This is a genomic window from Pseudarthrobacter sp. IC2-21 (assembly GCF_034048115.1).
Classification (GTDB): domain Bacteria; phylum Actinomycetota; class Actinomycetes; order Actinomycetales; family Micrococcaceae; genus Arthrobacter; species Arthrobacter naphthalenicus.
Map to the genome: position 1 here is coordinate 3,754,471 of NZ_CP139145.1, position 25,028 is coordinate 3,779,498.

General features: G+C 63.3%; 22 protein-coding genes. 10 read left to right on the forward strand and 12 right to left on the reverse strand.

Annotated features, from left to right (window positions below; translation table 11 throughout):
* Nucleotides 1–55: 55 nt before the first annotated feature.
* The 4 genes from SBP01_RS17370 to tkt form a co-directional block, all read right to left on the reverse strand.
* Nucleotides 56–529 carry a ribose-5-phosphate isomerase gene (locus tag SBP01_RS17370; RefSeq protein ID WP_320536688.1) on the reverse strand — a complete coding sequence of 158 codons (474 nt, stop codon included), beginning with the start codon at nt 527–529 and terminating at the stop codon, nt 56–58.
* Between the two features lie 10 nt (nt 530–539).
* Complete coding sequence (gene rpe, locus SBP01_RS17375; protein WP_320536689.1) at nt 540–1,259, reverse strand: ribulose-phosphate 3-epimerase; 720 nt, start codon at nt 1,257–1,259, stop codon at nt 540–542.
* Nucleotides 1,260–1,294: 35 nt separating this feature from the next.
* Nucleotides 1,295–2,416, reverse strand: a complete 1,122-nt coding sequence (gene tal, locus SBP01_RS17380; protein ID WP_320536690.1) for a transaldolase — start codon at nt 2,414–2,416, stop codon at nt 1,295–1,297.
* A gap of 109 nt (nt 2,417–2,525) precedes the next feature.
* Nucleotides 2,526–4,679 carry a transketolase gene (gene tkt / locus SBP01_RS17385; RefSeq protein WP_320536691.1) on the reverse strand — a complete coding sequence of 718 codons (2,154 nt, stop codon included), beginning with the start codon at nt 4,677–4,679 and terminating at the stop codon, nt 2,526–2,528.
* A 202-nt stretch (nt 4,680–4,881) separates the two neighbouring features.
* Between tkt and SBP01_RS17390 the strand changes: the two genes are divergently transcribed.
* Nucleotides 4,882–6,150, forward strand: coding sequence for a LuxR C-terminal-related transcriptional regulator (locus SBP01_RS17390; RefSeq protein ID WP_320536692.1), 1,269 nt, complete (start codon nt 4,882–4,884; stop codon nt 6,148–6,150).
* An 82-nt stretch (nt 6,151–6,232) separates the two neighbouring features.
* On the opposite strand, the gene SBP01_RS17395 is transcribed toward SBP01_RS17390, so the two are convergent.
* The 8 genes from SBP01_RS17395 to hxlB all read right to left on the reverse strand — a co-directional run bounded on the left by SBP01_RS17395 (nt 6,233) and on the right by hxlB (nt 14,909).
* Complete coding sequence (locus SBP01_RS17395) at nt 6,233–8,608, reverse strand: FdhF/YdeP family oxidoreductase (RefSeq protein WP_320536693.1); 2,376 nt, start codon at nt 8,606–8,608, stop codon at nt 6,233–6,235.
* Between the two features lie 110 nt (nt 8,609–8,718).
* Nucleotides 8,719–9,339, reverse strand: a complete 621-nt coding sequence (locus tag SBP01_RS17400) for an MBL fold metallo-hydrolase (RefSeq protein ID WP_320536694.1) — start codon at nt 9,337–9,339, stop codon at nt 8,719–8,721.
* Nucleotides 9,336–10,442 carry an S-(hydroxymethyl)mycothiol dehydrogenase gene (locus SBP01_RS17405; protein ID WP_320536695.1) on the reverse strand — a complete coding sequence of 369 codons (1,107 nt, stop codon included), beginning with the start codon at nt 10,440–10,442 and terminating at the stop codon, nt 9,336–9,338. The genes SBP01_RS17400 and SBP01_RS17405 overlap by 4 nt, the downstream gene beginning before the upstream one ends.
* 119 nt (nt 10,443–10,561) lie before the next feature.
* Entirely contained in the window at nt 10,562–11,551 is a 990-nt protein-coding gene (locus tag SBP01_RS17410; RefSeq protein ID WP_320536696.1) for a glucose-6-phosphate dehydrogenase assembly protein OpcA, read from the reverse strand.
* Nucleotides 11,548–13,116: a glucose-6-phosphate dehydrogenase gene (gene zwf / locus SBP01_RS17415; RefSeq protein WP_320536697.1), complete on the reverse strand. Its 1,569-nt coding sequence runs from the start codon at nt 13,114–13,116 to the stop codon at nt 11,548–11,550. Before zwf ends, SBP01_RS17410 begins: the two co-directional genes overlap by 4 nt.
* 41 nt (nt 13,117–13,157) lie before the next feature.
* Complete coding sequence (locus tag SBP01_RS17420) at nt 13,158–13,373, reverse strand: hypothetical protein (protein ID WP_320536698.1); 216 nt, start codon at nt 13,371–13,373, stop codon at nt 13,158–13,160.
* 231 nt (nt 13,374–13,604) lie between these two features.
* On the reverse strand, nt 13,605–14,228 hold the full coding sequence (hxlA, locus tag SBP01_RS17425) for a 3-hexulose-6-phosphate synthase (protein WP_190992144.1): 624 nt from the start codon (nt 14,226–14,228) through the stop codon (nt 13,605–13,607).
* An 81-nt stretch (nt 14,229–14,309) separates the two neighbouring features.
* Complete coding sequence (gene hxlB / locus SBP01_RS17430) at nt 14,310–14,909, reverse strand: 6-phospho-3-hexuloisomerase (protein WP_320536699.1); 600 nt, start codon at nt 14,907–14,909, stop codon at nt 14,310–14,312.
* Between the two features lie 248 nt (nt 14,910–15,157).
* Between hxlB and SBP01_RS17435 the strand changes: the two genes are divergently transcribed.
* The 9 genes from SBP01_RS17435 (at nt 15,158) to SBP01_RS17475 (ending at nt 24,884) form a co-directional block, all read left to right on the forward strand.
* Nucleotides 15,158–15,958, forward strand: a complete 801-nt coding sequence (locus tag SBP01_RS17435; protein ID WP_320536700.1) for a FadR/GntR family transcriptional regulator — start codon at nt 15,158–15,160, stop codon at nt 15,956–15,958.
* Nucleotides 15,955–16,662 (forward strand): cache domain-containing protein, encoded by a 708-nt coding sequence (locus SBP01_RS17440; RefSeq protein WP_320536702.1) that lies wholly within the window; start codon nt 15,955–15,957, stop codon nt 16,660–16,662. Before SBP01_RS17435 ends, SBP01_RS17440 begins: the two co-directional genes overlap by 4 nt.
* Nucleotides 16,663–17,134: 472 nt before the next feature.
* Entirely contained in the window at nt 17,135–18,616 is a 1,482-nt protein-coding gene (locus tag SBP01_RS17445; protein WP_320536703.1) for an APC family permease, read from the forward strand.
* 382 nt (nt 18,617–18,998) lie between these two features.
* The gene (locus SBP01_RS17450; protein ID WP_320536704.1) at nt 18,999–19,379 is read left to right on the forward strand and encodes a cupin domain-containing protein; all 381 of its coding nucleotides are present in this window, start codon (nt 18,999–19,001) and stop codon (nt 19,377–19,379) included.
* 9 nt (nt 19,380–19,388) lie between these two features.
* Complete coding sequence (locus SBP01_RS17455; protein WP_320536705.1) at nt 19,389–19,871, forward strand: dimethylamine monooxygenase subunit DmmA family protein; 483 nt, start codon at nt 19,389–19,391, stop codon at nt 19,869–19,871.
* The gene (locus tag SBP01_RS17460; RefSeq protein ID WP_320536706.1) at nt 19,868–20,854 is read left to right on the forward strand and encodes a PDR/VanB family oxidoreductase; all 987 of its coding nucleotides are present in this window, start codon (nt 19,868–19,870) and stop codon (nt 20,852–20,854) included. Before SBP01_RS17455 ends, SBP01_RS17460 begins: the two co-directional genes overlap by 4 nt.
* Entirely contained in the window at nt 20,851–21,852 is a 1,002-nt protein-coding gene (locus SBP01_RS17465; RefSeq protein WP_320536707.1) for a DUF3445 domain-containing protein, read from the forward strand. The genes SBP01_RS17460 and SBP01_RS17465 overlap by 4 nt, the downstream gene beginning before the upstream one ends.
* A gap of 292 nt (nt 21,853–22,144) precedes the next feature.
* Nucleotides 22,145–24,091, forward strand: coding sequence for a primary-amine oxidase (locus SBP01_RS17470; protein ID WP_320536708.1), 1,947 nt, complete (start codon nt 22,145–22,147; stop codon nt 24,089–24,091).
* 151 nt (nt 24,092–24,242) lie between these two features.
* Nucleotides 24,243–24,884 carry a DUF5134 domain-containing protein gene (locus tag SBP01_RS17475; protein ID WP_320536709.1) on the forward strand — a complete coding sequence of 214 codons (642 nt, stop codon included), beginning with the start codon at nt 24,243–24,245 and terminating at the stop codon, nt 24,882–24,884.
* Nucleotides 24,885–25,028: the final 144 nt, after the last annotated feature.

Genomic DNA, 25,028 nt, shown 5'->3' on the forward strand with positions numbered 1-25,028 from the left:
GCGACCACGTCATAGCCTCGCCGCAGGGGACGGGGCTATGACGTGGCCGGAGTTACTATTCGGCTACCTCGCCGGTGGTTTCGTAAATGGCGATCTTACCGATGCGGCGTTCGTGCCGCTCAGCTTTGGTGAAGGGTTCTGCCAGGAACGCTTTGATCAGCTCCGTGGCCTCCTCAACGGTGTGTTGCCGGCCGCCCACTGCGACCACGTTGGCGTTGTTGTGTTCGCGGGCAAGTTTCGCCGTGTCGAGGTTCCAGGCCAAGGCGGCGCGGACGCCCCTGACCTTGTTCGCGGCGATCTGTTCACCGTTCCCCGAGCCGCCCAGGACAATCCCCAACGCGTCCACTCCCTCGGCCTGGTCAGCCACAACGGCGGCCGCGGCATTGATGCAGAACGACGGGTAATCATCCTCGGCGTCATAGACGGCCGGACCGTGGTCCACCATCTCGTAGCCGCTGGCAGAGAGGGCAGTAATAAGGTGGGAGCTTAGCTCCATCCCGGCATGGTCGGTTGCGATGTGAACGCGCATGTTTGGTCCTTCAGGCTGGTTGGGATGCGGTGTTGTTGCGGTGGACACCACGCGGGCCGAAGGCGAGTTGCCCGTTCGCGCGCAGTGACTCGATGGCGTCCTCAGGGGAGGGCTTGCCGTAAACGGCCGATCCGGCCACGAAAACGTTGGCGCCGGCTTCAGCTGCACGGGTGATGGTCTCCTCAGTGATGCCGCCGTCCACCTGAATGGCCACGTTCACCCCTGAACCGTCAACCGCAGCGCGGGCACGGCGGATCTTCGGCAGCATAACGTCCAGGAACGCCTGGCCGCCAAAGCCCGGCTCCACCGTCATGATCAGCAGCATGTCCAGCTCGGGAAGCATGTCCAGGTACGGTTCCACCGGGGTGGCCGGGCGGAGCGCCATGCCCGCCTTTGCCCCGCGTGCCCGGAGTTCGCGGGCGAGTTTGATGGGAGCATCTGACGCCTCCACGTGGAAGGTCACCGAACTCAGGCCGGCGTCGGCATACTGCGGCGCCCAGCGGTCCACATTGGCAATCATCAAGTGGGCGTCCAAGGGCACGGGACTGACTTTCTGCAGCCGCTCCACTACCGGCAGGCCGATAGTCAGGTTTGGCACGAAGTGGTTGTCCATAACATCCACGTGCACGGCATCGGCGTTGCTGATGCGGGCGAGTTCGGCCTCAAGGTTGACGAAGTCGGCCGAGAGGATGCTGGGGTTGATGCAGCAGTTAAGAGGTGAAGCGGACATGATGTCTGCCTTTCGATTAGCAGTCGGAGCTCGGGTTAGGACGCCTTCCGTGCCGCGGCGAGGGCGCCTTCGACGTCGGCCAGCAGTTCTTTCCAGCTGGCCACGAACTTGTCCAGGCCCTCGGATTCGAGGAGGGCCACCACGTCGTTGTAGGAGACGCCCAGCGCGTCCAGCGCATACAGGACGGCCTTGGACTTGGCATACGCGTCGGTGATGGTGTCCCCCGTGACCACGCCGTGATCGAACGTGGCGTCGAGGGTCTTCTCCGGCATGGTGTTGACCACGTCGGCAGCAACCAGTTCGGTGACGTACAGGGTGTCGGGGTAGGCGGGGTCCTTGACGCCGGTGGATGCCCACAGGGGACGCTGCGGACGTGCGCCCGCCTCGGCCAGGACCTCCCACCGGTCGGTGGAGAACAGCTGCTCATAGATCTGGTAGGCCAGGCGCGCGTTGGCTACGCCGGCCTTGCCCTTGAGCGCCTTGGCATCGTCGGTGCCGATGGCGTCAAGGCGCTTGTCGATCTCGGAGTCCACGCGGGAGACGAAGAAGGAGGCCACCGAGTGGATCGTGGACAGGTCGTGGCCGTTTTCCTTGGCCAGTTCCAGGCCGGACTGGAAGGCATTGATGACGGCGCGGTAGCGGTCCAGGGAGAAGATCAGGGTCACGTTGACGCTGATGCCTTCGCCCAGGGTTGCCGTGATGGCTTCGAGGCCTTCGAGCGTTGCGGGGATCTTGATAAGGACGTTGTCCTTGTCCACCTTTTTGTAGAGGTTCTTGGCCTCCGCGATGGTGCCGGCCGTGTCCCAGGCCAGCCGGGGATCAACTTCAATGGACACCCGGCCATCAACACCCTTGGTGGCGGCCGCGATCGGAGCGAACAGGTCGCAGGCGTCGGCGACGTCGGTGGTGGTGATTTCGAAGATGGTCTCCTCGACGCCCGCACCCTGCGCGGCAAGTTCGGCGATCTTGGCGTCATAGTCCGAGCCGGAGGTGATCGCGGCCTGGAAGATCGAGGGGTTGGTGGTCACGCCCACCACGTTCTTTTCGTCGATGAGCTTCTGCAGGCTGCCACTGGCGAGACGCTCACGCGAGAGGTCATCGAGCCAAATGGACACGCCGGCGTCGGACAGCTGGGCGGTGGGGGTTGCGTTGGTCATGACTTTTGCTTCTTCCTTCAAAATTGTGGTGGGTGACAGTTCGCGGCCGCGCCGCGGGACGTCCCCCCATGAGGCCGTCCCGCGGCGCTGGCCGCAGCTCTGGTGGAGGTCAGTTGCGGGCGGCGGCCAGGGAATCCTTGGCTGCGGCAGTGACTGCCTCAGCCGTGATGCCGAACTCCTGGAACAGGCGCTTGTAGTCTGCCGATGCACCATAGTGCTCAAGCGAGATGGAGCGGCCGGCGTCGCCGACGAACTCCCTCCAGCCCAGCGCCAGGCCGGCCTCGACCGAGACGCGGGCCTTGACGGCGGCGGGCAGCACGGACTCGCGGTAGGCAGCGTCCTGCTTGGTGAACCACTCAACGCACGGCATCGAAACCACACGGGCGGCAATGCCTTCGGCCTGGAGCGCCTCGCGGGCCTGGACGGCCAGCTGCACCTCGGAACCGGTGGCGATCAGCAGAACGTCGGCCGGAACGGTGGCGCCGTCCTTCGACGCTTCGGCCAGGACGTAGCCGCCCTTCGCGACGCCGGCCGGTGAGGCAAAGGTGTCACCCTGTGCTGCACCGTTACCGCGGGCGAAGGTCGGGACGTTCTGACGGGTCAGGACGATGCCGGCCGGGTTGGAGTGGTTCTCCAGCATGGTCTTCCACGCGATGCCCACCTCGTTCGCGTCACCGGGGCGGACCACGTCCAGGCCCACGATGGCGCGCAGGGTGGCGAGCTGCTCCACCGGCTGGTGGGTGGGGCCGTCCTCGCCGAGGCCGATGGAGTCATGCGACCAGACGTAGATGGACGGGACGCCCATCAGGGCGGAGAGGCGGATGGCCGGGCGCTGGTAGTCGGAGAAGATCAGGAACGTACCGGAGAACGCACGGGTGCGGCCGTGCAGCGAAATGCCGTTCACGATCGACGCCGCAGCGTGCTCGCGGATGCCGAAGTGCAGGACACGGCCGTAGGGATTGCCCTTCCACGTATCGGTGGAGCGGGAGACCGGGATGAAGGACGGCGAGCCCTCGATCGTGGTGTTGTTGGACTCGGCGAGGTCAGCCGAACCGCCCCAGAGTTCCGGCATGACCGGTCCGAGTGAGTTCAGGACCTTGCCCGAGGCTGCGCGGGTGGAGACGTCCTTGCCGGCTTCGAAGACCGGAAGGACGGCGTCGAGACCGGAGGGCAGTTCGCGGGCCTCAATGCGCTCCAACAGGGCAGCGCCCTCAGGGTTGGCCTGCTGCCATGCCTGGAACGAGGAGTCCCATTCGCTGCGGGCGGCAGCTCCGCGGTCAACGACGGCTCGGGCGTGCGCCAGGACGTCCTGGTCCACGTCGAAGGACTTCTCCGGGTCGAAGCCGAGCACGGACTTCAGGCCTGCAACCTCGTCGGCGCCCAGGGCCGAGCCGTGGATCTTGCCGGTGTTCTGCTTCTTCGGGGCCGGGTAACCGATGATGGTGCGCAGCGAAATGATGGACGGCTTGGACGTCTCGGCCTTCGCGGCCAGCAGCGCGGAGTACAGTTCCTGCACGTCTTCGACGTATTCGCCGGTCTCGGTCCAGTCCACGCGCTGGGTGTGCCAGCCGTAGGCCTCGTAGCGCTTCAGGACATCCTCGGTGAAGGAGATGTCGGTGTCGTCCTCGATGGAGATGTGGTTCTCGTCGTAGACCACCACGAGGTTGCCCAGCTCCTGGTGCCCGGCCAGCGAGGAAGCCTCGGACGTGACACCTTCCTGGATGTCGCCGTCGGAGGCGATGACCCAGATGGTGTGGTCGAACGGGGAGGTTCCCTCGGCGGCGTCGGCGTCGAACAGGCCGCGCATCCGGCGCTGGGAGTAGGCGAAGCCCACCGAGGAGGCCAGGCCCTGGCCCAGCGGGCCGGTGGTGATTTCCACGCCGGCGGTGTGCTTGTACTCGGGGTGGCCCGGGGTCAGCGAATCCCAGGTGCGCAGTGCCTTGAGGTCGTCCAGTTCCAGGCCGTAGCCGGAGAGGAACAGCTGGATGTACAGGGTCAGCGAGGAGTGGCCGGGTGAGAGGATGAACCGGTCACGTCCCAGCCAGTCCGGGTCGCGGGGATCGTGACGCATCATCTTCTGAAAGAGAAGGTACGCGGCCGGGGCCAGGCTCATGGCCGTGCCCGGGTGGCCGTTGCCGACCTTCTCCACGGCGTCCGCGGCCAAAACGCGGGCGGTATCAACCGCGCGGTCGTCTACGGGCGTCCAGTTAAGTGTTGTTTCAGTTGCAGCGCCCGGGAGCGTCACATTTGTTGTCGGATTCATGGTGTGTCCTTTGTGGATCTGGTCGGCATACAGCGGCCGGACGGATGTTTTCTGGTTGATATCCATGATTGCGAACCAAAGGGGTAGGGGTAACACTGTTTTCTGACGGTTCTTCCTACCCTTTTGGGTTGGACAGGCATTTCGGACCGGGTAGTCTGTCCGGATGGGCAACGTTGCCCATCAGCCCGTGAAGGAACTCACCATGCCTCTTCCAGACCTGCCGTGGCCGCTGCTACAGAGCGTGGCAGCCTTGGCCGATGCCCCCCTTTCCCAGATTGCAGAACGCCTTCGGGATGCAACCCTGCCCTCCATGGGAAGCAGCGCCCTGGTCATCTTCACGGAAGACTGCACCGGGCGCCCGCAGAAGAAGGCGGGCGATGAGGACATCATCTCCCGCGTCTCCATCACCGAGCTGGACACGCTCCGCGCCACCCTTAAGGATGAGGGCCCATGGTTCGGGGAAGCCGAGCTCGCCGGCAAGACCCGCCCCGTGCTCGCCCTGAAGCACGCAGCAAGCAACGCCCTCCTAATCCTCACCGATCCCCCTGCCGATCCGGGGCGCAGCGACGGGCTGGAACTGGTGACGTATCTGTGGCGCCTCACCGCGCGGCGCATCCAGGAGAAGGTGGCCGATGCGCCGCCGTCGTACTTGCTTGAATCGCGCGCGGCATCCGCCGAACGCCTCCGGGTGACGGCGGAACTGACGGATGTGCACTCCACCACCCTGGAGACCCTCCTGGCAGCCCTAAGGTCATCCTCCCTGGACGATGCGGCGGCGCGCACCACCGTCACCGACCTCACTGCCAAAGCGTTGATCGGGCTGCGGACGCATAGCGACCGCACCACCGACCTGGTGAAGGAGCCCGTCGCCAAGGCCTTCGAACGCCTGCGGGAGGACCTGCGGCCGCTCACACGCTACAGCGGCATCGAGATCGAATTTATTGAACCGCCGCTGAACGGAAGGGCCCTGCCTGGCGAAGTTGCGCACGCGGCACGGGCCATCGTCCGCGGGCTGGTGCTGGCCATGACGGAGCAGCCGGATGTCAGCAGGGTGCGGACGCAGTGGGACTGCGACGGCGACAACCTGCTGATCAACGTCCGCGACGACGGCCGGGGTGCACTTAAGGCCGACTCCCCGAGCATCGCCCGCCTGGACCGCCGCGTGCAGGCCCTCACCGGAACCCTGCGGATCGACGTGATGCCGGGCTGGGGTGCGGACGTTTTTGTCACCCTCCCGTTGGACCTGAAGAAGACAAGCCCGGCCGGGGATGTGGCCGGCTGGGACCTTGCCGCCCGGGAGCTCGAGGTACTCGAGCACCTTGTGGCCGGGCACCGCAACCGGACCATCGCCTCCACCTTGGGCATCAGCGAGAACACGGTTAAGTTCCATGTGCGGAACCTGTTCAGGAAGCTCGACGTCGGCTCCCGCACCGAGGCGATCGCGCTGGCACACAGCCACGGACTCCGGTGACGAGGCAAGCCCGCTGACCGGCCAACGCGCAACGGCCCCGCCTCCCTGATTCACTGGGAGACGGGGCCGTTGCGTTATTGGTTCAGCCGGCAGCGGCCAGCGCAGCAGAATGGGCTGCTTCCGCCCCCGCTGCGTCCGACTCTGTTCCGTCCGGCTCCGCCAGGTGCGGCACAAACCGGACAAACATCGCCTTGAAACCCGGAGTGTTCGATTCCCGGGCCACGTTCTCTTTGTGGACCAGGGCATTGGCTTCGGGGAAGTACGCCGCGGCGCAGCCCTTCGCCGTCGGGTAGGCCACCAGGCGGAACTTGTCGGCCTGCCGGTCGTGGCCGCGGAAGGTGCTGACCACGTCCACGAGGTCCCGGTCCTCGAAGCCGAGTTCGGCAAGGTCTTCGGGGTGCACCAGGATCACCCGGCGGCCGCCCGAGATGCCGCGGTACCGGTCGTCCAGGCCGTAGAAGGTGGTGTTGTACTGGTCGTGGCTGCGGATGGTCTGGAGCACCAGGTGGCCGTCCGGCGGGGTCAGGTATTCCAGCGGACTCACGGTGAAGCGGCCGCGGCCGATGTCCGTCTTGAAGGAGCGGGTATCGCGCGGCGGGTTGGGCAGCACAAACCCGTTCTTGGTGCGGACCCTGGTGTTGAAGTCTTCGAACCCGGGCAGGACCCGGGAAATGTGGTCACGGACCACGTCGTAGTCCTCGGCCATGGCTTTCCAGTCCACCGGGTGGTCCGGCCCGAAGGTCGCCTCGGCCATCCGCGCCACAATGACGGGCTCGGCAAGCAGGTGGTCCGAGACCGGCTGGAGCCTGCCCTGGGTGGAGTGGACCACGGACATGGAGTCCTCCACGGACAGGAACTGGGCGCCCTTGGGGTGCTTGTCGTCCTTGTCTGTCCGGCCCAGGGTGGGCAGGATCAGCGAGGTGCGGCCATGCACGATGTGGGACCGGTTGGGTTTGGTGGAGATGTGCACGGTCAGGCCGATCCGCTGCATGCCCGCTTCCAGGGTTTCGGTATCCGAGCAGGCCAGCGAGAAGTTGCCGCCCATGGACACAAAAACGTCCACCTCGTCGCGCTCAAAAGCCTCCATGGACTCGACGGCGTCGTGGCCGTGATGCCGCGGCGACTGGATTCCGAACTCGGCGTCCAGTGCGTCGAGGAGCCATTCCTTGGGCTTTTCCCAGATACCCATGGTCCGGTCACCCTGGACGTTGGAGTGTCCGCGGACGGGGCAGGCACCGGCGCCGGGCTTGCCGAAGTTGCCCTGCAGGAGCAGGACGTTGACCATTTCCTTGATGGTGTCCACCGAGTGCGGCTGTTGGGTCACGCCCAGGGCCCAGCAGAAGATGGTGGCCTTGGACTTGATGAGCATTCCGGCCACGGTTTCGATCTGTCCGCGGGACAGCCCGGTGGCCTTCTCCGTCTCATCCCAGTCCAATTCTTTGCGGGCGTCGGTGTAGGCGTCGAACCCATCGGTTTGTGCGTCAATGAAGGAACGGTCGACGACGGTGCCCGGGTTGCGTTCCTCCTCCGCCAGGAGCAGGTGGCCCAGTGCCTGGAAGAGTGCGAGGTCACCACCTACCTTGATCTGCAGGTATTCATCGGCCAGCGGCGTGCCGCCGCCCACCACGCCCGAGACGGTCTGGGGGTCCTTGAAATTGAACAGGCCGGCTTCCGGGAGCGGGTTAACGGCCACAACCTTGCCGCCCTTGTCCTTGCATTCCTTCAGCGCGGACAGCATGCGGGGGTGGTTGGTTCCCGGGTTCTGCCCCACCACGAAGATGAGTTCGGAATCGTGGATGTCCTCCAAGGAAACGGTGCCCTTGCCGATGCCGATGGTCGGGTTCAGAGCCGAACCGGAGGACTCGTGGCACATGTTGGAGCAGTCCGGCAGGTTGTTGGTGCCCAGGGCGCGGGCGAAGAGCTGGTACATAAACGCGGTCTCGTTCGCGGTCCGCCCGGAGGTATAAAAAACACAGCGGTCCGGGGTGGAGGCCCGGATGTGTTCGCCGATCAGGTCGAAGGCTTCGGCCCAGGAGATCGGCGAATAGTGGGACTCCCCCTCCCGGATCACTACCGGTTCGCTGATCCGTCCCTGGTTACCCAGCCAGTATTCGGTCTTGGTTGAGAGTTCGGCGACCGAATGCCTGGCCCAGAACTCAGCCCCCACCGTGCGCAGGGTGTTCTCCTCGGCCACCGCCTTGGCCCCGTTCTCACAGAACTCGGCGGCTTTGCGTTTGGTGGCAGATTCGGGCCAGGCGCAGCCGGGGCAGTCGAATCCGCCCTGCTGGTTCAGCCGCAGCAGGGACTGCGCGGTCCGTGTCACGCCGGCCTGGGCCACGGCGCGTTCCAAGGCCACCATCACGGCCTTGACGCCGGCCGCCTCCGTTTTGGGCTTGTGGACTTCGAGGTTCTCCTCGTTGATGTCCGCGACCGGTGCGGGCTGCTTACCGAACTTCATTGTTCCAACTTCCTTTGCGGCTCACGCCGTTCTTGTCCAAAACGCCCGTTGAGGCGCGCCAGCTGTCCTGGCGCGCCTCAACGGGGCTACTGCTGTTTCGCGACCCTGCTTTACTCGGAAACCTTAGCCAGCGTTTCCCGTTCAGCACCAATGGTGGTGTTGTCGCCGTGGCCGGTGCGGACCACTGTCTCCGGCGGGAGGACGAGGAGCCGCTCCCGGATGGACGTCAGGATGGTGGGATAGTCGCTGTAGGACCGTCCAGTTGCCCCGGGTCCACCGTTGAAGAGAGTATCGCCGGTGAACACCGTTCCTTCTGTCTCAAGGTAGAAACAGGTGGAGCCGGGGGAATGTCCCGGGGTGTGGATGGCCAGCAGCGCCGTGCCGCCTACCTCGAAAATATCGCCGTCCCCGTGGTACCGGTCCGGGTCCGCATCCGGATAAACCTGCTTCCAGAGGACCAGGTCCTCCGGGTTCAGGATGATCGGGGCGCCGACGGCGGCGGCAACCTCACGCGCCGCGCCGATGTGGTCGTTGTGGGCGTGGGTCAGCAGGATGGCCAGGACCTTGCGGCCGCGGACCTGGTTGATGATCGCAGCCGCATCATGCGGGGAATCGATGATCACGCACTCATCATCGTTGCCCACAATCCAGACGTTGTTGTCCACATCCCACGTTCCGCCGTCGAGCGAAAACGTGCCCGAGGTGACCAGGTTTTCAATAGTGACTGTCATGAGGACTCCTTCCGAGTCTTGAGTTCCACAACCGAGCGCAGCACCTTGCCCTCGTGCATCTTGCCGAACGCTTCCTCGACCTCGTCGATGGAAATCCGTTCGGACACGAACGCGTCCAAGTCCAGATTGCCCTGCTTGTAATGCGCCACGAGCATGGGGAAGTCCCGGGAGGGCAGGCAGTCGCCGTACCAGGAGGACTTCAGCGATCCGCCCCGGCCAAAGACATCCAGCAGCGGCAGTTCAAGCTTCATGTCCGGCGCCGGGACACCCACCAGGACCACGCGGCCGGCGAGGTCGCGGGCGTAGAACGCCTGCTTGTACGTTTCGGGACGTCCGACGGCGTCAATCACCACGTCCGCGCCGTTGCCGCCTGTGAGGGCCCGAATTGCCTCGATGGGGTCTTCCTGGCTGGAATCCACGCCGTGGGTGGCGCCAAGGGATTTGGCCATCTCCACCTTCTTGGCGTCGATGTCCACCGCGATGATGGTGGTGGCGCCCGCGAGCTTTGCCCCGGCGATCGCCGCGATGCCCACGCCGCCGCAGCCGATGACAGCCACGGATTCGCCGCGCTTGACCTCGCCCGTGTTGATGGCTGCACCAATGCCTGCCATCACGCCGCAGCCGAGCAGCCCGACGGCGGCGGGATCGACGTCGTCGTCAATTTTCGTGCACTGCCCGGCGGCAACAAGAGTCTTCTCCGCGAACGCGCCAATCCCCAGCGCGGGAGAGAGTTCCGTTCCGTCCTCGAGGGTCATTTTCTGCGTCGCGTTGTGCGTGTTGAAGCAGTACTGCGGCTGGCCCTTGGCGCAGGCGCGGCATTCCCCGCAGACGGCGCGCCAGTTCAGGATCACCCGGTCACCCGGGGCCACCTGCGTGACATCGGGACCCACCGCGCTGACCACACCGGTGGCCTCATGGCCCAGCAGGTAAGGGAAGTCATCGCCGATGGCACCCTGCTTGTAGTGCAGGTCGGTGTGGCAGACGCCGCAGGTGAGAATGTCCACCAGTGCCTCCCCCGGCCCGGGATCCGGGACCAGAATGGTCTCCAGCGAAACCGGGGCGTTCTTCTCCCTGACAATGACGGCCTGTACTTTATGGACCATTATTCTTGTGTTCCTTTCCTGGATCCGTTTGGACCCGGTGAATCGGCACCAAGTGCCAATCTAACTGACGTGACGGGGTTCCACGTCTTTGGTTGCCCGATCCCGCTTATGCGGTCCATCTAAACGGGGATCAATGACTCGCGGTAGTTGTGACGTTCCGGCTCACCGCTGCACGTGAACGTCATGGGGAATTCCTGCTGGGTGGGGGTGGGGAGGTTGGTGATGGTTTCGCCGAAGACTTCGTCGGGGTCGAGGCGGCGGAGTTCTTCGGCGAGGCAGTCTTTGAGGCTGCGGCGGGGCAGGGAGATGCGTTGGGCGGGTTGGCCGGGTTGGGTGAGTTCGGCGATGGTGGTCCCGGGGCGGTAGAGCTGGACGTCGCCGCTGCGGCGGGTGAGCCGGACGCGGCGGATGCCGGTTCCGGCGGGGTCCGCGACGATGGTCACGGGTGCGTCCAGGGCCAGGGTCAGCCAGGCGGCGAGCAGGATCGTGGAGGGTGAGTCGGAGGCGCCTTCGACCGCGACGGCGGTGACGGGGGAGGAATCGGTCTGGTCCAGGACGGCGGCGAGCTGGATCCGCCAGTTCGTGAGCCGGGTCCAGGCGAGGTCGGTGTCGCCGGCCTGGTAGGTGGCCCGGATGTTCTCGAGCGCTTTTTGGGGGTCCGGTTCGTTCGCGGAGTCGGTGATCCGGCGGTGCGCGATGCGTCCCACGGAGGTTTCGCACGCGTTTTCCGGGGTGCCGTGCGGCCACCAGGCCACGATCGGGGCGTCCGGGAGCAGCAGGGCCGCGACGAGGGATTCGGATTCGTGCGCGAGTTCACCGTAGCCCCGGAGCACGATCACTTCCGAGGCGCCGGCGTCCCCGCCGACCCGGATCTGGCCGTCAAGCCGGTTCGGGGCGTCCGCGCCGGCGTCGGCGAGCACGATGATCCGGCAGGGGTGTTCCCGGCTGGCTTCGTTCGCGGCCTCGATCGCTTCTTCCTCGAGCCCGGAACGGGTCACGACCACCAGGGTCAGGACCCGGCCCAGGGCGATCACCCCGCCCTGCTCGCGCAGGGACATCAGCTTTTTGGAAACCTTAGAGGTGGTGGTGTCCGGCAGGTCAACGATCATGGCCTTCTCCAGGTTCGTCCGTCACGGGCCAGCAGCTCATCCGCGCTGGCGGGTCCCCAGGACCCGGGGGCGTAGGGTTCAGGCTGTTCCTTCAGCCCGGCCCAGTAATCTTCGAACGGGTCCAGGATCTTCCAGGACAGTTCCACTTCCTCATGCCGCGGGAACAGCGGCGGCTCACCCAACAGCACGTCCAGGATCAGCCGCTCATACGCTTCCGGGGAGGACTCGGTGAACGAGTGCCCGTAGCCGAAGTCCATGGTCACGTCCCGGACTTCCATCTGGGTGCCCGGGACCTTGGACCCGAACCGGATCGTGGCGCCCTCATCGGGCTGGACCCGGATGACCACGGCGTTCTGCCCGAAGTCATCCTCGCCGTGGTCGCGGAAGAGCAGGTTCGGGGCGCGTTTGAACACCACCGCGATCTCGGTCACCCGCCGGCCCAGGCGTTTGCCCGCGCGCAGGTAGAACGGGACCCCGGCCCAGCGGCGGGTATGGATATCCACCCGGATCGCCGCGTACGTCTCGGTCTTCGAATCCGCCGGGATGCCTTCTTCTTCCAGGTAGCCCTGGACCTGTTCCCCGCCCTGCCAGCCGCCGGCGAACTGCCCCCGCGCGGAGTGCGCGGATAAATCCTCCGGGAGCTTGACCGCGGCGAGGACCTTTTCCTTCTCGGCCCGCAAATCATCGGCGTTGAACGAGATCGGTTCCTCCATCGCGGTCAGTGCCAGTAACTGCAGGAGGTGGTTCTGGATCACGTCCCGGGCCGCGCCGACCCCGTCGTAATACCCCGCCCGGCCGCCCGTGCCGATGTCCTCGGCCATGGTGATCTGGACGTGGTCCACGTAATTCGCGTTCCACAACGGTTCGAACAGCTGGTTCGCGAACCGCAGCGCCAGGATGTTCTGCACCGTTTCCTTGCCCAGGTAATGATCGATCCGGAACACCGCGTCCGGCGGGAACACCGACTCGACAATGTCGTTCAGCTGCCGGGCAGACTCCAGGTCATGACCGAACGGCTTCTCGATCACCACCCGGCGCCACTTCTGCCCGTCCGCCTGCGCGAGGCCATGCTTGGAGAGCTGCCGGCAGACCTGCTCAAACGCCTTCGGCGGGATCGAAAGATAAAACGCGTGGTTCCCCCGCGTTCCGCGGACCTCATCCAGTTCCGCGATCGTCTCACCCAAACGCTCGAACGCGTCATCATCGTCGAACTCGCCCTGGACAAAACGCACCCCCTCGGCGAGCTGGTTCCAGACCGCCTCATCAAACGGGGTCCGGGCATGAGCCCGGACAGACTCCTCCACCTGCGCGGCGAACTCCTCATGGGACCAGGACCGCCGGCCGAAACCCACCAACGCGAAACTCGGCGGCAACAACCCCCGGTTCGCCAGGTCATACACCGCCGGCATCAGCTTCTTCCGGGCCAAATCACCCGTCACCCCAAAAAGGACCAACGAGGACGGACCCGCAATCCGGTTCAACCGGCGATCCCGCGGATCCCGCAACGGATTACGCCCGGACTTCGGCACGGGCCTCGCGCTTGGATCAACGTAGGTAAGTGACATGTTCTAACTTTCGACAGGGTAGTGCGGCCGCGGACCGGCGGTCAGGAGAGAATCTGCTCGCGGGTCTCACCGTAGGGAACAGCGTCACTGAGGGTGAGGGTGTAACGGCTTGGGGTATGGCGGGTGACCAGGATGCCGGAATAGCAGTGGGGCCTGGCTACCTGGCGGAGGGTGGCCTCGGCATCGTCGAGCAACTCGTAAAGACGGCTTGGCTCGGTAACAACTACTTCTACGTTATGGGTGGCCTGACTACGCATGATGAACAGTTCCTTCCCATGGGTTGTGCGCCCATGTGCCAACCCCGCGTCATTGGGGTGTTGTGTTTCTGGAATTGGATTCAACGCTGAACCGTACTGCCCGCGGGAACGTGTCTCCGCGGGCAGTACAGGTCAGACTTTCCGGGCTGCAGCCCCCAATGAAGGGCCTGCAGCCCGACGGTGGCGTCCCGGAACTGTTGGGAGTGCGGGACGCCACCGTCCACCGGCTGGTTAGTTGATGGCGGCGCGGAGCTGCTTGGCTGCCAGTGCCGGGTCGGCTGCACCATAGATGGCACCACCGGCAACGGCTACGTCAGCGCCGGCCTTCTGGACGTCTGCGATGGTGGCGAGCTTTACGCCGCCTGCAACGGAGAACGGAACGCGGGCTTCGGCGCCGGCGCGAAGCAGGCCGTTCAGGTCGAAGCCGGGCTTGGCCTGCTCGTCCAGGCCCGCGTGCATCTCAACGAACTTCGCACCCAGGGCGCGGACTTCCTTGGCACGGGTCACCTTGTCTGCGATGCCGATGAGGTCAACGACAACACCCTTGTTGTGGGCCTTGGCTGCCTTGACGGCACCGGCGATGGTGGAGTCATCGGCGGCACCGAGCACGGTGACCAGGTCAGCGCCGGCCTTGAAAGCGATGTCGGCTTCGAGTTCGCCGGCATCCATGGTCTTCAGGTCAGCAAAAACGACCTTGTCCGGGTGGGCGTTCTTGATCGCGGTGATGACCGAGAGGCCTTCGGCCTTGATCAGCGGGGTGCCCAGTTCGATGATGTCAACGAATTCGGCAACCTGGCCGGCGAGTTCGAGGGCGGCTTCGGTGGTCAGCAGGTCGATAGCAACTTGGAGCTTCATGATGGTTTTTCCTTCTGTTGGGAAATGCGATGGGTGGTGAAAATCGGGTTGATACTGCGGTGGGTTAGAGCTGCGCCTCGGTTATTCGAGGTTTGCGTGCCGGAGCCAAAGCTCTTCGGCAGGCACATCCGTGTTGTCCCACAGAGACTGGAAAAGCGCTTCGGTGGCGAGGAAGAGAACCTGCTCGAAGAGCGATCCGGAGTACTGTCGGGAAACGCTGGAGCCGTGGTCCGTCTTCTGGGCGGCAGGAATGATGACCAGCGAATCGGCGAGGCCGGCCAGCGGTGAACTGCCGTTGGTGGTGAACGCGGCAATGCGTGCGCCCGCCTTGGCCGCTGTTTCGGCCGACTTGACCACCCCGGCGGTGGTTCCCGATCCGGAGGCCACCAGGAGCAGGTCACCGGAGGCGATTGCCGGAGTAGTGGTGTCACCGGCGATGTGGACGTTAAGGCCAAGGTGCATCAGCCTCATGGCCGCCATCCGCAGCACCAGGCCGCTCCGGCCGGCTCCAGCGACGAACACGCGGCCAGGCTGGCTGAGGTGACGGGCGAGGTCGGCGAGCTGCTGCCCGTTAATCTTGGCCGCGGTGTCCGTGATCTCGTCCCTGACAAGAGCGAGATTCCGGACAATGTCGTCTGTGCTGCTATGCCCGGTACGAACTTCACTTGTTGTCGTAGTCACGATGTTTTCCCCTTCTATTCGGTCGTTGGCCGGTAGCAGCCGAACGACGCTTTCTGGTTGATATCCATCCTCCCGATGCGGACAGGCAGTGGTAACACTGTTTTCTGACGGTTCTAACTACACTTTGGGATAGCGCCCCGCTGCTGGGTGGATGGGAACCCCCGGAAAGCCGCAGTTTCGAAGGATTTATTGCATAGACTCTGTACAACGAGCTGAGTCATGACGCAGCAGTCCGGACCCGCTTGTTGATGACCAACCCCGCAGCCCAGTTCCCGGAGCGCAGACTTTTGGCCTCGCCGTCCTCATTCCAGTCCCAGATCTACCGGTCCCTGCCCGAAATCGAGAGGGCCGATGCGATCGTGGACAGAATTACCAAGGCCATCGGCCTGGGACTGCTCAAAGTCGGTGAACGTTTGCCTCCGGAAGCCGCCCTCTCCGAAATGTTCGGGGTTGGCGGTGCTACCCTTCGCGAAGCCTTAGGGGAACTGCGCGAGAGCGGGGTTGTTGAGACCCGCAGGGGGCGAAGCGGAGGAACCTTTGTGGTCAGCCAGCCCCGAACGCAGACTGATGTGATACGCGATTGGTTCCTCTCGACGTCGATATCCGAAATCCGCGACATCGGTGACGAACATTCAGCCATCGCCGCCACCACCGTCCGCCTGGCATGTGAGCGTGCTGAGCCACACGACTGCGAACGGCTGCAGGAGCTTGCCCGGGCCTTGGTCCTGGCCGACACCCCCGAGTTGCGTGCACCAGCCGACAGCCGCTTCCACATCGAGATGGCCATCGCCGCCCAGTCACCGAGGCTCGCCAATGCCGAGATCCGGCTTCAGGAAGAAACAGTGCAGCAGCTTTGGACTCCCCTCACGGTGGCATTTGACCCGGAACAGGCAACCGCTGAACACTTGGAACTGGTCCGGGCAGTTTCCCAGGACCAGCCGGAGAAAGCCCAGAACCTTGTCCTTGAGCACATCAGGCGGAACATCTTCCACCTCATCGATAAGAAGCTCACCCTCGGCTACGCCCAATCAACCCAGGATGGTCAATGATGCCCGCCGCTGAAGTCGCACATGCTGCCGCTACCCTTTCTTCCTGGCTGAGCGGCGTCTGCGCGGAGGTGAAAACCCTCGCTGGCGACATCGCCTCCCTACTGGAGGGAAATCTCGCCGGCGAGCCCGGCATCAATGTCGCCGCACTGGCCGGGTTGGACGAATATCCCCGCGACTTCCTGACACGGAATGCCTTTGCGGCCGGCGCCGGAACGTTCTTTGCGGTGGAGACCCTCGAGCCGGGGGTTCCGGCATTGGACTGGTGGGCACGCAAGGAATACGGCACCGTCGGCAGGCTCGACCTGGACATGACTCCCGGCAGCAGCCGCTACTACGACTATGAAAAACTACCGTTCTTCTCCACCGCCGCGTCCACGGGTGAACAGAGCCTCTGGGGGCCGTATGTGGACTTCCTCGGCTTCGAGGAATATATTCTGACATTTGCGGCACCGCTGTTTGTCCAGGAACGCTTCACCGGTGTAGCCGCCTGTGACATCAGGATCAAGGACCTGGAACCCCTCATCATGCCGAGCCTGCGCGCCATCTCCGCCGATGCGGCCCTGGTCAATGCCAGCAACCGCGTCATTCTCGGCAACTCGGGCTTATACCTTGTTGGCGAGCGGATTAAATCCGACTACCCCCATCAGCATCGGATCAGCCTGGATGTCCCTCATCTTGGGCTTTCCCTGATCTACATCGCATAAATCGGGAGATTTCGCTGCCAGCCCCGGGCCGGGCAATAAGATACCCCAGACTTATTCCGAATTAAAACTATCGCTATAGAGCTATTAAGCTGTAACCTCTGGGAGTGATCTGCTTCACATTGCGCTAATGCGGAGCCGACATGAGCCCTTCGGCATCGCAGGAGAAACTTCCCAAGCTCCGGACAACACCCGCGTCCACAACTCCGGAAGTCGACCCGTCCACGGCGCCCCGGCGAGCACTCCTGGCGCACTCTTCCGCATGGCTCGCCGGGTCCACTCCTGCGCACCGGCGCCCCATCGCTTTACACGACGGCACCAGTCCGGACATTCATGCGGCTGCAGCATCGGGCAGCAAGCCTGGCGCGGCAACACTACATACACAGAGAAGCCGTTCACCGCCAATAGGGGATCCACGAACCGCGTTCCATAACGAAGAAGTCAGCGACGACTTCAGTAGTTTTAGGGAGATTCAATGAGTGAAAATCGTTTAGACGGCACCGATCACCTGGAAAGGTCGATCGACTGGAAGCAGGGCTTGGCCATTGCGCTGGGTGTTCCCTTGCTGATTCTGCCCTCGCTGGGCTATCTGCCGATGTATGTCTCTGCCGCGGCCATCCTCGTCTGGGGACTATCGGTCCTGCAGGGTTTTATGCAGAGCACTGCCTATGCCGAGATGGCCACCACCTTCCCCAAAGCTTCCGGCCTACCGGGGTTTGCGCAGCATGTGTTCCGTACGGAGAACTACAAGGGCAAGTACGACAAGGGCAAGCTGATCGGCGGCTTCTCTGCGTGGAGCTACTGGTTCGCCTGGAACCCCGTGCTGGCAATTTTTTCCATCCTGGTGGGCGGTTACCTGCATGGGCTTTTTCCGGTGCTGGCCGAGACATTCACCGAATATCAGCTCGCATTGATCTCCGGCGTAGTGATCTTCAGCGGATTGTTCATCGTGAACTGGTTCGGCCTCAAAGATGGCGCCAAACTGGGTTACGTCCTGGCTGCGTTCTCTCTTATCCCTCTGGTCGTCCTGACCGTGGCGCCGTTCGCCACCGGGCACGTCGAGCTCTCAAATATCACCGGCAGTTGGATGCCGGCCGATTGGGCCTGGGACATGCACCACGTCCTGATCCTCTTTGGTATTTTTGCGATTGCCCAGTGGAGTGCCTGCGCCTGGGAAACGGCAGCCATCTACGGCCCTGAATATAAGAACCCGTCGAGGGATGTCCCCAAAGCACTCTATGCGTGCGGCATCATCTGCTTCTTCTCGTTTGTCTTGGTGCAGTCTGCAGTGATCGGCGTGCTCGGAGTTGAAGGCGTGCTGGCCGAGCCTTTGTCGCCTCTGATTCCAGTGGCTCAGGCCGTCTTCGGCCAAGCGGGCACCATGGTCACCATCATCATGCTGATTGCCGCCATGGTCCTCATCATCCAGACGGCTTACCTGGGCTCCTCCCGGGCCATGCATTCCATGTCGAGTGAAGGCAACCTGCCGAGGGTGTTCGGCAAAACAAACCGTCAGGGGACCCCGTTTGTGGCCATGCTGGTCATCGGCGCCTTCAACCTCGTGCTGATTTCCATGGGAACCCCTGCGGCCATCCTGGCAGCATCGGCGATCGGATACACCTGCGCCAACGGCATCAGCCTGTTCGCCTATGTCAGGGCCAAAAATCACCCGGCCTTCGCCAATCTGGAACGGCCATTCAAAGCACCCAAGGGCTGGAAAAAGGTGGCCCTGCTCTTTGGCCTGTTCAACCTGCCTCTGTGTCTGGCGGGCGTTGTCTACCTGAACAGCCTGGAGGTCGGCTGGACCTCCACCTGGGTTGGCTTCCTCGTACTATCGCTGTACATACCCATCTGGTTGTATACCCAGCGTGAATCCCGTCGCCTGAACAGCAGGGCAGCTACCGCTCCATCCTCAGACGAGGACGCGGGAGACCTGGAGCCGATTCCAAGTCCCTGACAAGGACTTGGCGGGGTTTCCAGCGAAACGAGTCCCGCGCGCCCCGCGTGTTCGCGGGAAGTGTCGGATGACGACATTGTCAGGCGCAGCTGTCGCCAAACCAGCCAGCGGCAGACAGCGCGGCGGATGCCGGGCCCTTCCGAACCCGGCATCCGCCGCAATGCGTTCGGGGCCGCAGGCCTGTCAACGATGGCCCGAAGAAATAAAACGGAATTTAAGACTTAACTTTTAAAAAGTCTGGACTAGATGAATTAAGTCACGTAGGTTTGCTTTCAGGGCACGGGGCGTGACTCACATCACACTCCAAGGAGCCGGTCAGGCCGGTTCCCGCGGTAGATGCCCCTCCCACTCCACCTTCACACCACAAGTCATAGGAGACATCATGGAAACCACTCTCGTAGGCACTTTGAGCAAGGCCGGATCCATCCACAAGGTTGAAAACGGCTTCATCGGCCTGCCGTCGATGAATGAGCCGGGGACCATCTCCGCGATCGGAGATTCCCTGCACAACCCCGAAGGATCGGTCATGTGTGCCGGCTTCTTCGAACTGAAGGCGTCCGAGCCCCTCGTCTACACGTACACCTATGACGAGATGAAGGTTGTCATCAAGGGAGAATTCATCCTCACGGACCAGAGCACCGGCGAAGTCACGCACGCCAAGGAACGCGACGTGCTGTTCTTCCCCAAGGGCACCACCGTGAAGTTCGAAACCCCCGAGTACGGCCTGGGGTTCTTCGCCGGCGACCGCACCTTCAACCCGTAAGGACCCGCCATGCGTTCCGCGTCCACGCCGCCAACAGCCGGCAACGGCCTGGAACCTGGTTTCCGCGGTGTCATCTGTGTATCTTTCGGATCCACAGGTGACACCGCAGTTCCAGTCACCGATGGCCAGCCCCGCTACGATCTCCATTTCGCAGCAGCAACAGCCGATACCCTCTTGGAACTCAAGTCCGTATTCAGCAGTTCCCGTGTAGGCGTCCGCCTTGTTCTCGCAGGACCCCCCACGGATATCCGAGCAGCGGCAGCATTAGCCGCGGACTACGGCCTTCTGGGCGAAGAAGTAACTCTCCTGCCCCAGGAAACCGGACCCCGGTTTGTTTACTGCCCGCATTGCCTTTCCACCACCACCGATGCGTCAGCCGGCACCGAGGTGACGTGTCAAGGATGCGCAACCATCCTGACCGTCACTGATCACTTTTCCCGACGAAGAGGCGCATACCTGGGCTACTCAGCCCACGCCGAGGAGGCAGCATGACCGCCATAGCGCTCCAGCCCCAGGTCCACCCCGCGGTGGAGGGAGGCCTCCACCTGGAAGTGACAGGCATCAGCCGCCAGACGGAGTCCATCGTCAGCATCACCTTCGCTGCTCCGGAGGGTGGACGGTTGCCCTCCTATGTCCCGGGGAGCCACCTGGTGGTCCAATACGGCAGCGGCGTCAATGCATACTCGCTGACAGGTTCAGGCAACGCGCCATCCGAATACACCATCTCTGTCCTGAGGGTCGATGAAGGCGCCGGCGGCTCCGTAGCAATGCACAGGCTCTCTGTCGGCGACCGTGTTAACGTTTCGCGCCCCCGGAGTGCGTTTGCTCCCGCATCAACAGCGTCGCATCATCTGCTTGTTGCTGCAGGAATCGGGGTCACGCCGATTCTTTCGCATGCCAGGGCAGCAGTGGAACGGGGCAACACAGCATCAATGATCTACGTCCACCGGCCCGACGCCGGCGCCCATGTGACAGAAGCACGGGAACTGCTGGGGCCGGGGTTGACCGCCCTGGTGGAGTGCACCAGCCGGGACAGTTTCCAAAGCGTTCTGGCCGAAGCGCTCATAACGCAGCCCCTCGGCACCCACCTCTACGTGTGCGGTCCCGTTGTCTTTATGGATGCGGTTCTGGAAGAAGCCCGGAGCCAGGGCTGGTCATCCGCCCGGCTCCATTCCGAGGCCTTTGGCGCAACCGAGCTGGACGCTGGCGAACCGTTTACGGTGCATCTGGCACGCAGTGGCGTCAGCCTGGAAGTTCCGGCAGGCGTTTCGCTGCTGGAGACGCTTGAATCAGCAGGGAAGACCATTCCCAATATGTGCCGTAAGGGCATCTGCGGAGAATGCGTCCTGCCGGTACTTCGCGGCGCACCCCAGCACCGGGACCTTTACCTGTCCGACCAGGAGAAAGCCGAGAACACCACAATGATGTGCTGTGTTTCGCGCAGCAACGACCCAGAATTGGAGTTGGACCTTTGAGTAGCACGATCATCGAAACCGATCCGGACGCAACCCTCCTCCCCGAACGGATCAGGCGCTTCCCTTTTCCCTTTGCCAATGACACGTACCGCTACAGCGCAAACGTCGAACCGGCCACCAAGGATGCACCGACGGAAGCCGGTTCCTGGGGAACCCACTTGGTGGACATCGACGAACACTATCTGGACGAACTGGCCGAGCGCGCCAAGGTGCTGGAGCGCGACGCATCCCGCGTGAATGTCCTCCCCCACATGCGAGGGTCGGTGTGGGACGCCCTGATCACCCTGCTGTCCTCCATGGCGGATGATTACCCGGATACGATGTCGTTCCACCGGGCGGGCAACATCTGCCGTTGGCATAACGGCCTGCAGAATCTCGACATTGAATTCACCGTCGGCGATGACAGCTCACTGCCTGGGGGACCAATGCGGTTCCTGGGCAGCCAGATCCAGGACGACATCATTCTTCTCGACGTCCGGGAAGATACCCTGTGGCTCGATGCCGGCCTCGTCACCTTCGCCGCCGACTGGTCATTCGGCTTCGATGTGGGCATGAACTTCACGGAAATCCATCACCCCGTCCCGCGGGTGAATGAAGAACGCATCGTCAGCCGGGCTGAACAGTTCCTGCTGCGCCTGCAGCCCGGAGAGCAGTTCCGGCGGACCAACTGGACCATGACCATCGGCCGGCGCCTGGACACCTCCACGGAAACGTACCCCGAGTGGGGCCCGGACCGAAGCACCATTGCCGACGACCCTGCCCTGCCGGAGAAGCTCCACCTGCGCGTGGAAGTTCAGCACCTGATCCGCCTTCCACACTCCGGTGCTTTGCTGTTCCTTGTCAGGACGCACCTCCTGCCCCTCTCCGACATTGCCCGGGTACCGGCGTGGAGGGAAAGGATGGGCCATGTCCTGGCCGAACTGCCGGACGACATGGCCGCATACAAGGGCATCATCCGCTACCGCAAAGCCGCTTCCGATTGGCTGCTGGGCCGCTAGATACCGCGGCAGCACACCATAAATAGAGCAACAAGTGAATATCCCTAAAAAAAGCTAGACTAAATGATTTATCTCGCGTAGCTTGGCTGCAAGAGGAACACGTGACCGGCATCACGCTGCCGGAGTTCAATGCAGAGCTCCGCTGGCAATGTCCAGGTCCGGCCTCCTCTTAGGCAGTTTCAAGCACATGAGCGGCTGCCGAAGATTCGCAAAACGCCACTCATGTCACGGGGCAACTTGCCTACCAGGCCATAGGGATCTTCATCCTCAAGAAAGAACCAAGGAGAAAACCATGACTCTCAACACTGAAATCCACACCGGGGTAGGGGTATCCCACCCGCTCGATCCGCTCTCCCGCGAGGAGATCTCCCGGGCAGCGTCGATCCTGAAGGAGGGCCCCGCCGCCGCTGAGTCGTTCCGCTTCATCAGCATTGAACTGCGCGAACCCGACAAGGAACTGCTCCGCACCGGCGCCCCCACCACCCGCGAGGCCGACGCGGTCCTGGTCAACCGGGCCGAGGCCCGCTCCTACGAAGCGATCGTGGACCTCGACTCCGGCATCGTCTCCACCTGGACCCAGCTGCCCGCCCACATCCACCCCCCGTTCATGCTCGACGAATTCGCCGAAGGCGAAGAGTCCTGCCGGACCAACCCCGAAGTCCAGGCCGCCCTGGCCAAACGCGGCATCACCGACATGTCCCTGGTCTGCTTCGAACCCTGGTCCGTAGGCTACTTCGGCGAAGACGACCTGGGCCGGCGCCTCATGCGCGCCCTGGTCTTCGTCCGCGAAGAAGCCGACGACTCCCCCTACGCCCACCCGATCGAGAACTTCGTCGTCATCGTGGACCTGAACTCCGGGCAGGTCGTCACCGTCAACGACGACCAGGCCATCCCCGTGCCCTCCGCGTCCGGGAACTACCTGCCCAAATACGTCGGCGAACCCCGCACCGACCTCAAACCCATCAGCATCACCCAGCCCGAAGGCGCATCCTTCACCGTCACCGGCAACCACGTCCAGTGGGCCGACTGGTCCTTCCGCGTCGGCTTCACCCCCCGCGAAGGCCTGGTCCTGCACCAGCTCAAATTCCGCAACAAAGGCGTCGAACGCCCCGTCATCAACCGCGCCTCCCTCTCCGAAATGGTCGTCCCCTACGGCGACACCGCCCCCGTCCAGGCCAAAAAGAACGCCTTCGACTCCGGCGAATACAACATCGGCAACATGGCCAACTCCCTCACCCTGGGCTGTGACTGCCTCGGCGAAATCAAATACTTCGACGGGATCACCGCCGACAGCCACGGCAACCCCCTCACCATCGAAAACGCCATCTGCATGCACGAAGAAGACGACTCAATCCTCTGGAAACACTTCGACTTCCGCGAAGGCACCACCGAAACCCGCCGCTCCCGCAAACTCGTCATCTCCTTCATCGCCACCGTCGCGAACTACGAATACGCCTTCTACTGGCACCTCTTCCTCGACGGATCCATCGAATTCCTCGTCAAAGCCACCGGCATCCTCTCCACCGCCGGCCAGAAACCCGGCGAGAACAGCCCCTACGGCCAGAACCTGAACAACGACGGACTCTACGCCCCCATCCACCAGCACATGTTCAACGTCCGCATGGACTTCGAAATCGACGGCCCGAAGAACGCCGTCTACGAAGTCGACATGGAAATCCCCGAACACAACCCCACCCACACCGCCTTCATGGCCGTGGACCGGCTCCTGGAAACCGAACAAGCCGCCATCCGCAAAACCGACACCTCCAAACACCGCTTCTGGAAAATCGCCAACCGCGACAGCCGCAACATCGTCAACGAACCCGTCGCCTACCGCCTGATCCCCACCGACGGCATCCAACTCGCCGCCGGCGACGAATCCTACGTCTCCAAACGCGCACAATTCGCCCGGAACAACCTCTGGGTCACCGCCTACGACCGCACCGAACGCTTCGCCGCCGGCGAATTCCCCAACCAAGCCACCGGCGAAGACGACGGCCTCCACATCTGGACCAAAGCCGACCGCAACATCGTCGACCAGGACCTCGTCGTCTGGTACACCTTCGGCATGCACCACGTCGTCCGCCTCGAAGACTGGCCCATCATGCCCCGCCAAAACATCGGCTTCATGCTCGAACCCCACGGCTTCTTCGACCAAAACCCCACCCTCAACCTCCCCACCAACGAAAACCGCACCACCACCACCACAAGTGAAACCTGCTGCACCACCGACAAGTAAAACCTTCACCAGCTTCAGGGAGAGCCCGGAACCACCCATGAACTAAAGCTGGAAAGCAACATCCCTCAAACAGGCGGTCCCCGGTGCTGAATCCAAAGCGCCGGGGACCGCCTGCACCCAACCCAATTCCTGTAGCGAGAGTGTGATCCGCGTGTTCAATATCCCCGCAATTACCTGGACCCTCACCGCCGTCCTGCTCCTCAGCGGAAGCTACCACGTCCTGCAGGCCACCAGGCCCCAGCAAGTCACCGATCGGATCAACAACGCCCTCCACGCCCTCATGAATATCCTGATGGCCGCCATGCTCTGGAATCTCGCGCCCTCCACGATGCTGGCCCAAATCGCCGTACTGAGCGGCGCAGCCCTCTGGTTCGTCATTCAGGCCGTTGCACGGCCTGAATTCAAAGTGCTGTGCGCGGACAACCGAGGCCGGCTGAAATGCGTTTACCACAGCGTGAGCATGGGCGGCGCTGCAGTCATGATTGCCATGATGGGTCAGGTCTCAGGTGGCCACGCGCCAGCTCACGCGATGTCAATGCGGAATGCCCATCACTCCCTGACCGTGACAGCCCCAACAACGGCCGCGGCAACCATAGACCACTCGCCCGGCCTGGTTGTCCTGTTGACCGCGACATTCGGCGCCGCCGCGGCGGTCTTCATCATTCTGGGAGTCCGTCGCGGCTTAGGGAAATCTTATCGCCGTCGTGCTTCGCGGCTTTCCCTTCGTCCAGGACACGGGCTGGAGGCACTTGGGGCCGCAACCATGGCCATGATGTTCGCGGCGATGTCATGATGACCCCGGTCATTGATCATTCACCAGGAGCCCATAGTCATTCAGGCACTCCAGCCGTCGCTGGCGAGGAGCGCTCGATCCTCATAGAACAGATTTGCGACTCAAGCACCGAGGCCGGTGAGTGCTACTTCTGCACCGGACCCG

Excerpts from the sequence above, each read along its gene's own strand:
- SBP01_RS17370 (WP_320536688.1), bottom strand. The coding sequence starts at position 529 with ATGCGCGTTCACATCGCAACCGACCATGCCGGGATGGAGCTAAGCTCC.
- rpe (WP_320536689.1), bottom strand. The coding sequence starts at position 1,259 with ATGTCCGCTTCACCTCTTAACTGCTGCATCAACCCCAGCATCCTCTCG.
- tal (WP_320536690.1), bottom strand. The coding sequence starts at position 2,416 with ATGACCAACGCAACCCCCACCGCCCAGCTGTCCGACGCCGGCGTGTCC.
- tkt (WP_320536691.1), bottom strand. The coding sequence starts at position 4,679 with ATGAATCCGACAACAAATGTGACGCTCCCGGGCGCTGCAACTGAAACA.
- SBP01_RS17390 (WP_320536692.1), top strand. The coding sequence starts at position 4,882 with ATGCCTCTTCCAGACCTGCCGTGGCCGCTGCTACAGAGCGTGGCAGCC.
- SBP01_RS17395 (WP_320536693.1), bottom strand. The coding sequence starts at position 8,608 with ATGAAGTTCGGTAAGCAGCCCGCACCGGTCGCGGACATCAACGAGGAG.
- SBP01_RS17400 (WP_320536694.1), bottom strand. The coding sequence starts at position 9,339 with ATGACAGTCACTATTGAAAACCTGGTCACCTCGGGCACGTTTTCGCTC.
- SBP01_RS17405 (WP_320536695.1), bottom strand. The coding sequence starts at position 10,442 with ATGGTCCATAAAGTACAGGCCGTCATTGTCAGGGAGAAGAACGCCCCG.
- SBP01_RS17410 (WP_320536696.1), bottom strand. The coding sequence starts at position 11,551 with ATGATCGTTGACCTGCCGGACACCACCACCTCTAAGGTTTCCAAAAAG.
- zwf (WP_320536697.1), bottom strand. The coding sequence starts at position 13,116 with ATGTCACTTACCTACGTTGATCCAAGCGCGAGGCCCGTGCCGAAGTCC.
- SBP01_RS17420 (WP_320536698.1), bottom strand. The coding sequence starts at position 13,373 with ATGCGTAGTCAGGCCACCCATAACGTAGAAGTAGTTGTTACCGAGCCA.
- hxlA (WP_190992144.1), bottom strand. The coding sequence starts at position 14,228 with ATGAAGCTCCAAGTTGCTATCGACCTGCTGACCACCGAAGCCGCCCTC.
- SBP01_RS17435 (WP_320536700.1), top strand. The coding sequence starts at position 15,158 with ATGACCAACCCCGCAGCCCAGTTCCCGGAGCGCAGACTTTTGGCCTCG.
- SBP01_RS17440 (WP_320536702.1), top strand. The coding sequence starts at position 15,955 with ATGATGCCCGCCGCTGAAGTCGCACATGCTGCCGCTACCCTTTCTTCC.
- SBP01_RS17445 (WP_320536703.1), top strand. The coding sequence starts at position 17,135 with ATGAGTGAAAATCGTTTAGACGGCACCGATCACCTGGAAAGGTCGATC.
- SBP01_RS17450 (WP_320536704.1), top strand. The coding sequence starts at position 18,999 with ATGGAAACCACTCTCGTAGGCACTTTGAGCAAGGCCGGATCCATCCAC.
- SBP01_RS17455 (WP_320536705.1), top strand. The coding sequence starts at position 19,389 with ATGCGTTCCGCGTCCACGCCGCCAACAGCCGGCAACGGCCTGGAACCT.
- SBP01_RS17460 (WP_320536706.1), top strand. The coding sequence starts at position 19,868 with ATGACCGCCATAGCGCTCCAGCCCCAGGTCCACCCCGCGGTGGAGGGA.
- SBP01_RS17470 (WP_320536708.1), top strand. The coding sequence starts at position 22,145 with ATGACTCTCAACACTGAAATCCACACCGGGGTAGGGGTATCCCACCCG.